Origin of the sequence: Fredinandcohnia onubensis, from assembly GCF_002734215.1 — a bacterium.
Lineage (GTDB): Bacteria > Bacillota > Bacilli > Bacillales > Bacillaceae_L > Ferdinandcohnia > Ferdinandcohnia onubensis.
Genome location: NZ_NSEB01000011.1, coordinates 1 through 14,425 on the forward strand (window position 1 = coordinate 1; position 14,425 = coordinate 14,425).

Here is a 14,425-nt window from a genome sequence, read left to right on the forward strand (position 1 = left end):
AAATGTCCTTTACAAGGGGTACACTTTATTATAAGCCTCATGCTTTTTTCTATTCTAATAGTGAATGTCTGATTTAGTAGGATAATGGTGGTGAAACTTAGAAACTATTACAATATAACACCCGCTATTTTATTTCCCAACAGTTTGTCGAAACGCAAGAGCGAGGTGTTCGTAATAATGAACATTTGCAATGTTAATAGATTTTGTAAAAAATGTTATTTTTTATTATTAATTTTCAAAATTTTTATTTATAATAGGTAATAGACTGAACAGTCGATTTTATTTCTTCGAGATGAAACTCGAAATGGGGGTATAGTATGTCTAGCCAACAAGTAATAAATGCTGAACTTCAAGAAAAGGTCGATCAATTTAAAAAATTAGATGAAAAAATCACACATCTAAATAGTGTACTTGCTCTAGCAGATTGGGATCAAAAAGTCATGGCTCCTAAGAAAGGACGTTCTCTTTTTGCCAATTCCATCGGAACATTATCAACTGAGATATTTAAGCTATCCATCTCGAAAGAAATGGGTCAGCTATTAGAGGTATTAACAGATGATAAATTGTATGCGCAACTAGATGACGTGACAAAAGCAACTGTACGAGAAAGAAATAACTTCTATAAACAGTCAAAAAGCATTCCATCGGAACTGTATAATGAATATATCGTGTTAACTTCAAATGCCAACGATGCATGGGAGGAAGCAAGAGAAACAAATAATTTTGATATTTATCTTCCATATCTTGAACGAATTGTGGAAATTAAAAAGGACTTCACGAAGTATTATGGGTATGAAGGCCATCCATATAATGCATTATTAAATGAATTTGAGCCTGGATTAACAGTTGAAGTGCTGGACCCACTTTTTGCAAATTTACGAAAAAGCAGCATCGATTTATTAAATCGAATCAATCTTTCATCTTCTAAGCCAAGTGGCGAGGTTTTTGAAAAGCTTTACAATCCAGAGATTCAAAAAGAGTTTAATAAATTCTTACTACCGCGAATTGGATTTGATATGAATGCAGGACGACTTGATGAAACTGTTCATCCATTTGCTCAATCAATTAATACAGGGGATGTCAGAATTACAACTCGCTATCTTGAGGATAATGTTCGGTCTGCGATCTTTGGTACAATCCATGAAGCAGGACATGGTATTTATGAGCAAAACATAAATCATGAATTAGAAGGAACATCAATCTGCAATGGAGCATCTTTTGGAATCCATGAATCACAATCAAGATTTTTAGAGAATATGGTCGGACGTAGTGAAGAGTTTTGGAAGTTCTTTTACCAAGATCTCCAAAATCATTTCCCTGACCAATTAGGAAATCTGGATGTGAACGATTTTTATCGGGCAATTAATATTGTTGAGCCTTCATTTATTCGAGTTGAAGCAGACGAATTAACCTATAATCTACATATCATGCTTCGTTATGAAATAGAAAAAGGACTCATCAGTGGGGATATTGCCGTAAAAGACCTTCCGAATGTATGGAATGAGAAGATGAAGGACTATTTAGGGATTGTACCTCCAACTGATACTTTAGGGGTACTGCAAGATGTTCATTGGTCATTTGGCGGCTTAGGATACTTCCCATCATACTCACTAGGAAACTTATATGCAGCCCAAATTTTGAATACGATTAAGAAGGAGCTCCCTGACTTTTACGGACATATTGAAAGAGGAGAGTTTAGCGTCATTCAAAACTGGCTTAAAGAGAAAATACACCAATACGGTGCTATTTATACACCTGATGAATTAATTAAGAAAGTCACTGGCGAAAGCTTAAATGCTACTTATCTAGTGAACTACTTAGAAGAGAAGTATTCAAAGGTTTACCATTTATAAGTTAAATTAGTTTATACAAAAATGGAAGATAAAACATACTAAACCTCGTCCCTATATTGGGACGGGGTTAGTTGTGGTTTTATCGAAAATGAATGAATGGTATAATGCTTTTTGGACAGTACAAGTAAGATAGAAGTAGGAGTGAAAAAAACTGAACAAAGATAGATTTACAATAAGTCAGATATGTATACTCATAATTATTACACTTGCAGGAGTTTTATTGTCTGTAAGCTTTCATATCCCATTATTTATTGGATTTTTACCTGGATTTGTATTTCTCATTTCATTAATAAAAGGGAAAGGAAGATCTCTTCGTGAAATATGGAAAATATGTAAAAAGGGAATAAGCAAAACACAGACTGTCATTCTCATTCTATTTCTAGTTAGTTTTATCCTTCCTTCTTGGTACGAAGCAGGTACAATTCAAGTATTAGTTTCTGTTGCATTACAAATTATTACGCCTGGTCATTTCTTTTTGCTCTCCTTCATCATTGCTATGCTTTTTTCAATGACGCTAGGTACTTCTATAGGAACACTAAGTGCAGTTGGGATTCCGATCATGAGTAGTGCTATTTCGATTGATTTGGCACCTCATATAGTTGCTGGGGCATTGTTATCTGGAGCATTTGTTGGGGATCGAACCTCACCTTTTTCAAGCGCTTTTCAGTTATTATCACACACGGTTGAGATTTCTAATAAGAAGCAATTTCATGCATTGTCGCTAACTACTATTCCAGCAATTTTAATTAGTATCGTTTTTTACAGTTATTTAGATTCCCAATATGGCCTGAAACAAGGTGAACTAACAGCATTTAGCTGGGAAGAATTATCCTTAATGAAGTTATTACCACCGCTCATTTTAATCGTCGTGGTATTATTTCGGAAAGGAATTGTCTATGCTTTTCTATCAAGTATAATCGTTGCTAGTATCATTTCATTCATCGATGGAACTACCCTTTACCAACTTTTTCATGCCCTATTCTTTGGCATAAAGGGAATGGGTGGGGGCCTTATTAATATGTATATGCTTCTTATCTTTTTAGCATTGGCTGGCGCATATAATGGGCTTTTAGAAGAATATCGTGTTATCCAACCATTAGTCGATGGATGGTTACATCAATCAAAAACATTAATTGAAGATTCCGTAAAAACAATCATTGCTACTTTTGGGATCTCTCTAATTGCCGCAAATCAGACATTACCGATTATCCTTACAGGTAGAACGCTGCTTCCTCATTGGATAAATAACCGAACAAAATCTGACCTAGCAAGGGTTATGGCAGACTCGACCATGCTATTTCCAGGCATGATTCCATGGAGCGTACTAACGATTATGTGTAGTACGGTATTGGGATTACCAGTAACCACTTATCTTCCTTATGCCATATTTTTATGGAATTTACCTTTTATTACGATAGTCGTTTCTATCTTGATACAGTCTAGATCTAACAAAAGAAGTAAAGGGTATGTATAAAGGGCCTCATAGCCAACAAAAACTTACTTTGTATATATGCTAAGGCCAAACTAGCTAACGTCTTGTCAAGGACGTTGGCTTTTTTTATAAGAATACTAACTCTCCAACATTAGGTTTACTCAATGTTTAATTGATAAGCACAGGATAATAGGAATACGCATATCCTTAATATAAAATTGAAAAACCATTTAGTAAGGGACAAGACCCAATAAAAAAGAAAAATTTCCCCAATTAATAAGGATTTTGAAAGGAGATTTAATATGAATAATAGAACCAATAGTTCCATTTACATCATTTCAGGTCCATATGGAGTTGGTAAATCGACATTGTCGAGGGCACTTGCCCAGGAGATGGATAAAGTTGTTTTAATCCAAGGGGACCGAATTAAATCAATGTTCGTAGGAAAAGAGCCACTACCTAGGGAAAAACAGCGAGCACTACTTTGGAAAAATATCCTTTCCTTAACAAAGAATTGTATAGAGAATAACATGAATGTAATTGTTGATTATGTTGTTAGAAGTGAATTACAGTGGTTTTGCAAACACATTGCGCAATTTGATGTGAATATTTATTATGTTGTATTACGAGCAGATAAGGAAACACTTATTAGACGGTTAAATAAGCGAGGGGATGATTTTTTAATCCAAGGTTCTTTACATTTATTAGACCTTCTTGAAAAAGGTTTACCGAACAAAAACCATCTCTATGATACAACGAATAAACAGCCTGTTGAGATTGTTACTGATTTACAAAGTCGTTTTGAACAATTTTCTCTGTGATTTTGCCTAGTTGAATCTTTTACACTAACTGTCCTTTCCTCACTTGATTTTGTATCGTTCATTTGAATGGACTACCCCATAACTTAATGAATAAAAACCATCTTCAAAAGAAAACCCATTTAATTATCTCTTTATATTTGCTTGCCTACGTGTCAGATGCACATTTCTTTATACAGTATGTTTATACCTATACAATACTAGGTTTTAAGAATATGTTAATAAGAAATGAAAAGGAGGGAAAACATGAAGGTCGTAATTTTGGCAGGAGGATTGGGGACAAGAATTAGTGAGGAAACCCATTTAAAACCCAAACCTATGATAGAGATTGGCGATAAACCCATCCTATGGCACATTATGAAACTGTACTCTAGTTATGGTTTTAACGATTTTATCATCTGTTTAGGATATAAAAGCCATGTTATTAAAGAGTACTTTTCAAACTATTTTCTCAATCATTCCGATGTAACCTTTGATTTTAAAAATGAGAATAAGTGTATAATCCATCAGAGTTTTACAGAACCATGGAAGGTTACTTTAGCTGATACAGGTCTAAATACATTGACAGGTGGCCGGATCAAGAGAATCCAAGATTATATTGGGAATAACCCTTTTATGCTGACCTATGGAGATGGAGTTGGTGATATTAATATAAAACAATTAGTTGAGTTCCATCAGTCCCATGGAAAACTAGCGACAGTAACGGCGACACAACCGAAGGGAAGATTTGGAGCTTTGTCGTTATCACCTGATCAACAAGTAGAGAAATTTCAAGAAAAGCTACAAGGTGATGGCGGTTGGATAAACGCAGGCTTTTTTGTATTACAACCGGAAGTATTTAATTATATAAATAATGGTGATCGAACAATTTTTGAAAAGGAGCCATTAGAGGATCTCGCTAAAGATAGCCAATTAATGGCATTTAAGCATTCGGGTTTTTGGCAACCGATGGATACGTTAAAAGATAAGAGGTTTTTACAAGAGCTTTGGGATTCGAATAAAGCCCAGTGGAAGGTATGGAATAAATAAAATGGAGGTGGATACAGGTGGATAGGAATGAAAAACACACAATCTATCAGACAGATCTCCAGTATATCTTTGATGATCTTACACAGTCTGAAAGAGAAAAACTAAAAGATGCATCAATATTAATAACAGGTTGTGCTGGATTTCTAGGATATTATTTAATGTCCTTTTTATCTGAATACGCAGATGAACTAGGAATTAGAAGGATTATAGGAATTGATAATTTTAAACTAGGAAAACCAAAATGGATTACGGAAATAAACAGATTAAATTCAAAGATTGAATTATTCACTTTTGACATTACTGAATTTTCACTGTTCGATTCAACAAAAATTGCTGATGTAGATTTTATAATTCACATGGCTTCCATTGCTTCACCGACCTATTATAGAAAATTCCCATTGGAAACAGTGGATGCAAATATTTGGGGATTAAGAGCATTGCTTGATTTCTATCGGGATAAAGAAGTTAAAGGATTTTTATTTTTCTCAAGTAGTGAGATCTATGGTGATCCTTTTCCAGAGTATATTCCGACTACCGAGGATTATCGAGGAAATGTGTCTATGATTGGACCACGTGCATGCTATGATGAGGCAAAAAGATTTGGGGAGACACTTTGTTATTTATATGCTGAAAAATACCAAATGCCAATTTCTATTGTCAGACCATTTAATAATTACGGACCAGGAATGAGATTGAATGATAAGCGGGTTCCAGCTGATTTTGCAAAAGCAGTTATTGAGAATCAAAAACTAATCATGCATTCTGACGGAAAACCAACTCGAACATTTTGCTACGTAAGTGATGCTATTACTGGTTATTTAAAAGCTTTACTCTATGAACCGTTTGACTACTTTAATATTGGCATAGACAAACCGGAAATTTCAGTAAAACAATTGGCCGATATTTATAAGGATGCAGGCGAAAGAATTTTTAATTATAATCAATCAATCGAATTTAAAAAATCGGAAGAGAAGAGCTATTTAACACATAATCCATTAAGAAGATGCCCGGATATTTCAAAAGCTAGAAAACTATTAAATTATACTCCTTCCATTTCAATTGTCGAAGGTGTAGATCGCTTTCTAACCTTTTTAAAAGAAAGTGGTGAAATTCATTGATTACCGTTATCGGTCTTGGTTTTGTTGGATTAACAACAGCTTTAGGATTTAGCGAAAAAGGATACAGTGTTTATGGCTATGACATTGATCAAAGAAAAAAAGAGAAGTTAACAAAAGGGACTATTCCTTTCTTTGAACCTAACCTTGATGAGAAATTAAACCAGCATTTAAATAAAGGTTTTAAGATTGTAGATCATTTACAGGAAGCAGTAGACAATAGTGAAGTCATTTTTCTTTGCGTAGGAACCCCGAGTAAAGCAGATGGGAGTGCTGATTTACGTTATATTTTCGATGCCGTTAAAAGTATAACCGCATGTATAAAAAAGCCAGATTATAAAGTATTGGTTCTTAAATCAACCATTCCTCCATCAACAACAAGTGAAAGTATAAAACCATTTATAGAAAATCTAGGCTTTAAGGTTGGAATTGATATTGGCATAACCAATAATCCTGAATTTTTAAGAGAAGGGTATGCCTGGGAAGACTTTATGGTTCCAGATCGAATTGTGATTGGTCAAGAAGAAGATAGAAGTGGCCAAATAGTAGAAAGTATTTATCAATCATTTAATGCTCCAATCTATAGGGTTAGCCTTAATACAGCAGAGTTTATTAAGTATTTATCTAACACTTTACTTGCCTCTCTCATTAGTTTTGCTAACGAACAGTCATTGATCGCTAAGAGCATTGGGGAGATTGATATAAAAAAATCATTTCAGGTTTTGCATCTTGATAAAAGATGGTTTGGAGATCCGGCAAAAATGACATCCTATGTTTATCCAGGCTGTGGATTTGGTGGTTATTGTCTCCCAAAGGATACGATGGCCTTAGTTAACCAGTCATTAAAAAACTCCTACTCACCTGAACTATTAAAAGGAACCTTAAAAGTAAACGAGACAATAAAAGAATATGTCGTAAATGATATTGCTGAAAAAACAGGGGAGAAAGAGCCTATCGGAGTTCTTGGTTTAGCATTCAAACCAAATTCTAATGACATAAGGGATACACCAGCAAAGTCAATTATTGAGGGTTTATTGCAAAAAGGATATCAAAATATTATCGCCTATGATCCGATGGCGATCGAAGAGTTTAAAGTGGCATATAACCTCCCAATTGAATATTCCCCGAACTTAAAATCGCTACTTGCGAAAGTAAATCATGTGGTTATTTTAACAGCGTGGAATGAATTTTTAATAAATAAAGAATTGATAGAGCAAAAGAATGTTTTTGATTATCGTTATATATACGATTAATCAACTTTTATGAAAACTTCCTGATTACTCATTTAGGAAAATTTAATTCGGAAGGGGTTTAGACACTTGAAACACTATTATTGTTCAACATTTAGCAAGGATTATACCTATAAAGGTCTATTACTATACCATTCTCTAGAAAAGCATGATAAAGATTTTGAGTTTTTTATGATTTGTCTTCATGAAGAGGCCAAAGCTTTGTTCGAGAAAATGAACCTCCCACATGCAACGATCATTAGTATGGAAGAAATCGAAAAGGATGATAAGGAATTACTATCCGTTAAGAACTCACGAAATGACAAGGAGTATATCTGGTCATCTAAGGCATCCATATGTCTATATTTATTTAAGCATTTCTCTGAAATTAATCATATTGTATGGCTAGATGGAGATACTTTATTTCTCTCTGATCCAGAACCTATTTTTACCGAATGGGGAGACTATTCCATTACACTGACAGAGGAAAAGTGGCGTGAAGAGCATAGTTTCTTAGGGGATACGAACGGTGTCTATAATACTGGGTATATGGGTTTTAAAAGAGATGAGCATGCGATGGAGTGTCTCCACTGGTTTAGAGAGAAGTTAATAGAATGGTGTTTTGATAAGTGGGAACATGGACTCTGGAGTGATCAAGTATATGCAAACGATTGGATGAAAAGGTTTAAAAATGTAGGAATAATCGAAAATATCGGAGTGAATCTTACTCCTTATATCATAAATTATCGGTACAATGATCGTTCAATCATTAAATCCGGTAATGATATTTATATCGATCATGAAAGGGTCATATTTTTCCATTATTATGGGTTTAAATATTATGATGGCAATGTATTTGACATATGCCACTATGTCATGAATCAAAGAGATGATGTAATTGAGCATCTTTATATTCCTTATCTAAATGCCTGCAACGAAATAATGGATAAAATTAAAGCTGTTGACAATACCTTTACTATCGAAAAAAATAGCAAAGATTATCATGTTAGAAATTACTTTAACCTTCAAGCGAACATGTCCACTGATGAGACCTATGACCTTTGTACAATCATTAGCGTAAAAAACCTAGCACAAGGCTTAGCTCTATATCATTCCCTCAAAAAACACACACCTAATTTTCGACTTTGGATTTGTTGTCTGGATGATCGTACCTATTCCTTACTGAACAAAATGAATTTAGATCATGCCATTCTAATTACTTTAAAAAATATCGAGGGCAATGAGTTATTAAGTATTAAAGATAGTAGAAGCTTCGATGAGTATTCTCGGACCCTAAAAGCTTCATTTATTTCATATATATTAAAAAATCACTACACTGTAAAATCTGTCATCTATACGGATGCGGATATGTACTTTTTCACAGATGTTAGAAATGTATTTCATGAGTTGAATGAACAACATCCTGTCAGTATTGTTCCACGAAGGGCTTCTGCTGAAGAAGAAAAAAAATATGGAGTTTACGATTCAGGGCTTATCGGTTTTTACAGAAATGAAATCTCGTTTGACTGTCTTTTTAAATGGAAAAAAGATTGTGTCAACTGGTGTTTTGATGTAGTAGAAGACGGCCGCTGGGCCGACCAAAAGTATTTAGACCAATGGATTCACCATTTTCCGACTGGGAAGGTAATAGAGACACCTCATACAACAGCGGGGCCTTGGAATGTGAAAGAAAGTCTACATGCTGATAAACTTTTTGCCTATCATTACAGCGGGTTCGTCATTCTAAATCAGATTGAATTTGATTTGTGCAACACAAATACTTTAAATGAAAATATGATCAATTCCATTTATTCGCCTTATGTTAAAGCTGTAAAAGAGGAAATGGAAAAAATAAAATCAGTAGATGAACACTTTTATAAGAGTGATCATCGAAGTAATGCCGATTACAAAGCTTTAAATTATTTTCAAATTGATCATCTTTAACTACGGGAGAGATTATCGTGGAAAATTTTTTTACTAATCAAAGGGTTTTAATTACAGGGGCCAACGGATTTATTGGGTCTCATGTAGTCCAAAGAATGGTACAAGAGAAAGCTCTTGTATCAGTTCTAGTTAGAGAATCATCTGATTTATGGAGAATTGAAGAATATAAAAAAGATATCGATATTCATCTGGTGGATTTAAGAGATTCATCCGCAATAGATAAAACTGTTAAACAAATTAAACCCGATTTTATTTTTCATGTTGGTGCTTATGGAGTAGATTCAAGACAAAAGGATTATTTTACTGCTGCTAGCACAAATATTATGGGGACAATGAATTTACTAAATTCTGTAAAAGACATTGGATGTAAGAAATTTATTAATGTTGGTACATGTATGGAGTACGGTGATAAACAGGAGATTATTAGGGAGAATTCATATTTAGAGCCCGATAGCATTTACGGAAGCACGAAAGCATCAGCCACGATCATTGCTCATCAAATTGCAAAGGAAAACAACATAAATCTAGTTACGCTAAGGCCTTTTGGAATTTTTGGTGAAAAAGAGGGTAGTCATAAATTCTTTCCGTATATTATTCTCTCAATTTTAGAAGGGAAAGAAGTGAACTTAACACCTTGTGAACAATACCGGGATTATTGTTATATCGAAAATATTATGGATGGATTTGTTTTAGCTGCCAAAAATGAAGCTGTTAACCATGAAATCCTCAATATTGGGAACGGTGAAATCTTCAAATTAAAGCATTTTGTAGATCTTATTTACAAAGAAATGGGATCACAGAAACAACCCAATTATGGAGCTATACCTAATAGAAAAAATGAAGTTTGGAGACAGCAACCAGATACAACTAAAATTAAGAGACTTTTAAATTGGGAACCAAAGGTAAGCCTAGAAGAGGGGATCAAAAGAACAATTAATTGGTATATGGCAAATGAAGAGAAATTCATCGGTACAAAGAGATAAAGAAAAAACGGTAAACCCCCTTTTGGAAATATAGAGCGGAGAGGGAGTGTAAAGTTGAAAAAAGGTTATGAGTTAATTTCTATAAAGCCTTTCGAAGATAAGCGCGGAAGTCTCAAAAAAATTATTATGAAGAGCCAGCTTGAAGAAAATGAACAAATCGAAGAGGTTTACATGTTATATTCTGAAAATAATAGCGTTAGGGGAAATCATTATCATAAAAAAACATTAGAATATTTTGTGGTTGTTAGTGGAAGAGCAAAAGTGGCACTGAAGAATTTAGATACAGGAATGGTAGATGAACTCTATATTTCGGCGGAAGATCATGTCGTTTTAAAAGTACCGCCGCAGGTAGTCCACGCTTTTAAAAATGAAGAGGATTATCCGTTAATCATGCTTGCTGTATCTTCTAAGGAATACAACAAACTGGATACAGATACATTTCCATTGGTAATCTTACAGTAGGTCGAGATTCAATTAAAAAAAGACTTATAAAGAAATATAATGTGGAAGGCAAAAAAGTACAGCCCTTCCACATTTGAATTTCTAACCGGACACTTAACCTAGCAACGTTTTTTTCGAATTATAGATTTTATGTTTAACAAGATAGTCATTTCATTGAACGGTAATCATTTCCTCATACAGGACTTTTTGTATAGGAAAATGTAACTATAATAGTCTAAATATTCAATAAAATGATTGTATACGTACTTATATGGAAGAGATTAACATAGTTTTGAAATCCTAATTTCCCTTTTAATAAACTTTTGAGTGCCATTCAGCATAATAAAAGTTTATATAAATTTTTTTAGAGAGGAGGAAAAGTAGTTTCATATTTTTATTAATTAGATGGGAAGGGTGGAAAAGTATTTGAAGAGATATAATGTAATTTTCTCTGTGTTTTTGATTTTATTATTAGTTAATAGTAGCTTTAGTGTCGTAGCAGCAAAGGCAAACACGGACACGTCCCCAAATGCACCTGCATCACCTGTAAATTTACAGATTCCAAACCTTGCTTCTGATGAGGACAGCATCACTCTTGTGTGGGAAAAGCCGGAGCATTATAAAGACATCGTTGATTTTAATATCTACATGAACAAGAAGAAAATTGGAAGCGCTTTAGAGGATAATAGTGGACCAGCAAAAGCCTATATCGATAATTTCTATAAAAATATTGATAAGGATGATTTCCACGAGAAGATATTAATCCATAATTTTCAGGTTAATAATCTTAAACCTAATAAATCCTACGAATTTTATGTTACTTCAGTAAATGCTGAAGGAGTGGAATCAGCACCTTCCAATATCATTGTAGGAAAAACAACAAAAACACCCGAGGTTTTTAATATCGTAGATTTTGGGGCAACCCCAGATGACGGTACAAAAGATACGGAAGCTATTCAGGCAGCAATTGACGCTGCTACACCTGGTTCAAAGGTGTTAATTCCAGAAGGTAAATTTATCTCTGGAGAATTGTGGCTTAAATCTGATATGACATTACAAGTGGATGGATATTTACTTGGGTCTCCAGATGCAGAAGATTACAGTATGAATTTTTGGCTTTATGATTATTCAACAGATGAGCGCTCATATTCACTCATCAATGCACATACATACGATTATGGAAGTTTAAAAAACATTCGTATCGTGGGCAACGGTATCATTGATGGAAACGGATGGAAGTATGATAAGAATCATCCCACAATCGATGAACTAGGAAATGAATTACCACGTTACGTTGCAGGGAATAATTCAAAAGTAACCGGGAATGTCAAAGTAGAAAACGGGAAAATGAGCCCATTAGATCTTGAATCTGAAAGTACATTGGGCATCCTGGCAGCAAACCAATCATATGCCGCACAGGAATCGGGCATGATTGTGAAATCTGCTTATGCTGCACGTTCAAATCTGATTACTGTTCGTGGTGTAGATGGCATGTACTATGAAGGCATCACACAGCTAAATCCTGCAAATCACGGGATTGTAAACCTTCATAGTAAAAATATCGTTATAAATGGCACCATTTCTAAAACATATGATGGAAATAATGCCGATGGTTACGAATTTGGTGACTCTCAAAATATCATGGTTTTCAATAACTTTGTTGATACTGGTGATGATGCTATTAACTTCGCATCAGGTATGGGACAAGCAGCAGCTAATAGTGAACCTACAGGAAATGCTTGGATATTTAATAACTATATACGCGAAGGGCACGGTGGGGTTGTTACCGGTAGTCATACAGGTGGTTGGATCCAGGACTTCTTAGTAGAAGATAATATCATGTATAAAACGGATGTTGGTTTACGTAGTAAGACAAACACACCAATGGGTGGTGGAGCAAAAAATATCCTCTTTAGAAACAATGCCTTAGAGGGTATTGATGGAGACGGCCCATTTGTCTTCACATCTTCCTATACGGATGCAAATGCTTCAATCTTATACGAACCAGCGGAGATTATCTCACAATTTAAAGACATGGAGATTGTAGATACAACCGTTCGAAATCAAGGTGGTAGTAAAAAACAATCTATTCTTGTTAATGGTAATAATGATGCTGGAGAAGTCTATCATGAAAATATTACCTTTAAAAATGTGAAATTCGATAATGTTTATTCTGTTAATATGAATTACGCAAAAGGCTTCAAATTTAGTAATGTATCGTTTACAAATGTGAAAGATAATGGTGGAAATCCATGGAGAATTAAAAACTCTACTGGACTTATCTTTGAAAATACGACAGATGCTCCAGCAGATGCAACTCAACAACCCGAATGGTCTGAGAATGCAGTTATTGAAGCTCACTCTTCTCCTGACGGAAAAAGTGTTACTTTAACTTGGGATGAAGCTACTGATAATGTTGGAGTTTCGGGGTATACCATCTTTAAAGATGGTGAAAAACTCAATGAAGGCTATACAACAACTAATCAAACAAGGTTTACTGTTGATGGGCTCACTCCTGCTAAAGATTATACATTTAAAGTTGAAGCTACTGATGCAATCGGAAATCGAACTGCTAATGGTCCAGAAATCAAGGTGAAAACAAGTGGTGAGGCTGACCAAATAGCTCCAGTTTTACCTGAGAGTACAAAGATCTCAGAATCAACTACTAAAATTCCTTCTAGTGACACTTTTAGTGGGAAAGAAGTAGATGTTGTCTATACAGGGTTTACTTGGACTTCTATCACTTGGGATGCTGCTAAGGACGACACTGGTATAGCCGGTTATAATATTTACGTAAATGGAAAAAAACATGGATTTGCAACATCTAATAAATACACATTAACAGGTCTTAAACCTGGCACAACATATAATATTGAGGTTGAAGCAGTGGATCTAGCTGGTAACAAATCTCCATATAATAGTGACCTAGAGTTTGAAACAACTAAATCTTATCCAATAGGGGCACCGTCTTTTGCAGGCGACTTAAAAGCAAAGATTAATACAGACGGAACAAGTGTTTCCCTCTCATGGAATGAAGCAGAAGCAGAAAATCAAGATGTTATCGGATACCGAGTATATGTGAACGGTCAACCTATCAAACCTGATGGCGCGACATTTACACCGATTAATTCGGAAAAGACAACATCTAATACTAACTATACCGTAACTGGACTAAAACAAGGAAAACGCTACACCTTTAAAGTGGAAGCAGTAGGCCACGGTATTAAATATTCTAAGAGAGAAAGACTCTCAGATGTGCTACCAAACGGTCTTGTCGAAGTCTCAGGTTACAGATGGAGTGGATTTGGACCAAGTGTCGATGTTCACCTGATTCCTGGTAAAGCAAAGAGTGAAGAAGCTAAATCTAAGTAGTATATAAGGCAAAGAGGTTGAAATAAGCCAATGTCATTAAATTGACATTGGCTTTTTAGTTCATAAAAATACTGTTATGAAAATGACGTTAATCTTTATAACAATGAATAAGAATGTGCGTTCCCACCCCCTTAATAAGTGATATATCCTTTAGTTATTGTCTTTTATTTTTGACAAATTAACACGTTTTTGAAGGACGAAAATATTCT

The 14,425-nt window shown here is 34.6% G+C and carries 10 protein-coding genes; all 10 read left to right on the forward strand.

Annotated elements, in window-relative coordinates; translation table 11 throughout:
- Positions 1–317: 317 nt before the first annotated feature.
- Positions 318–1,853, forward strand: coding sequence for a carboxypeptidase M32 (locus tag CKK03_RS12400; protein WP_099362893.1), 1,536 nt, complete (start codon positions 318–320; stop codon positions 1,851–1,853).
- A gap of 199 nt (positions 1,854–2,052) precedes the next feature.
- Positions 2,053–3,327, forward strand: coding sequence for a Na+/H+ antiporter NhaC family protein (locus tag CKK03_RS12405; RefSeq protein WP_281254506.1), 1,275 nt, complete (start codon positions 2,053–2,055; stop codon positions 3,325–3,327).
- Between the two features lie 260 nt (positions 3,328–3,587).
- Positions 3,588–4,106: a P-loop nucleotide/nucleoside kinase family protein gene (locus CKK03_RS12410; protein ID WP_099362895.1), complete on the forward strand. Its 519-nt coding sequence runs from the start codon at positions 3,588–3,590 to the stop codon at positions 4,104–4,106.
- A 243-nt stretch (positions 4,107–4,349) separates the two neighbouring features.
- Positions 4,350–5,132 carry a glucose-1-phosphate cytidylyltransferase gene (gene rfbF / locus CKK03_RS12415; RefSeq protein WP_099362896.1) on the forward strand — a complete coding sequence of 261 codons (783 nt, stop codon included), beginning with the start codon at positions 4,350–4,352 and terminating at the stop codon, positions 5,130–5,132.
- 17 nt (positions 5,133–5,149) lie between these two features.
- Positions 5,150–6,250, forward strand: a complete 1,101-nt coding sequence (locus CKK03_RS12420; protein ID WP_099362897.1) for an NAD-dependent epimerase/dehydratase family protein — start codon at positions 5,150–5,152, stop codon at positions 6,248–6,250.
- The gene (locus CKK03_RS12425; protein ID WP_099362898.1) at positions 6,247–7,500 is read left to right on the forward strand and encodes a UDP-glucose dehydrogenase family protein; all 1,254 of its coding nucleotides are present in this window, start codon (positions 6,247–6,249) and stop codon (positions 7,498–7,500) included. Before CKK03_RS12420 ends, CKK03_RS12425 begins: the two co-directional genes overlap by 4 nt.
- Before the next feature lie 66 nt (positions 7,501–7,566).
- Positions 7,567–9,420 carry a glycosyltransferase gene (locus CKK03_RS12430; protein ID WP_099362899.1) on the forward strand — a complete coding sequence of 618 codons (1,854 nt, stop codon included), beginning with the start codon at positions 7,567–7,569 and terminating at the stop codon, positions 9,418–9,420.
- Positions 9,421–9,437: 17 nt separating this feature from the next.
- Positions 9,438–10,403 (forward strand): NAD-dependent epimerase/dehydratase family protein, encoded by a 966-nt coding sequence (locus CKK03_RS12435; protein WP_099362900.1) that lies wholly within the window; start codon positions 9,438–9,440, stop codon positions 10,401–10,403.
- Positions 10,404–10,457: 54 nt separating this feature from the next.
- Positions 10,458–10,865: a polysaccharide biosynthesis C-terminal domain-containing protein gene (locus CKK03_RS12440; protein WP_180271243.1), complete on the forward strand. Its 408-nt coding sequence runs from the start codon at positions 10,458–10,460 to the stop codon at positions 10,863–10,865.
- A gap of 405 nt (positions 10,866–11,270) precedes the next feature.
- The gene (locus CKK03_RS12445) at positions 11,271–14,216 is read left to right on the forward strand and encodes a fibronectin type III domain-containing protein (protein ID WP_180271244.1); all 2,946 of its coding nucleotides are present in this window, start codon (positions 11,271–11,273) and stop codon (positions 14,214–14,216) included.
- Positions 14,217–14,425: the final 209 nt, after the last annotated feature.

What these genes read in the sequence shown, in the direction of transcription:
- CKK03_RS12410 (WP_099362895.1), top strand. Translation starts at nt 3,588, where the DNA reads ATGAATAATAGAACCAATAGTTCCATTTACATCATTTCAGGTCCATAT.
- CKK03_RS12400 (WP_099362893.1), top strand. Translation starts at nt 318, where the DNA reads ATGTCTAGCCAACAAGTAATAAATGCTGAACTTCAAGAAAAGGTCGAT.
- rfbF (WP_099362896.1), top strand. Translation starts at nt 4,350, where the DNA reads ATGAAGGTCGTAATTTTGGCAGGAGGATTGGGGACAAGAATTAGTGAG.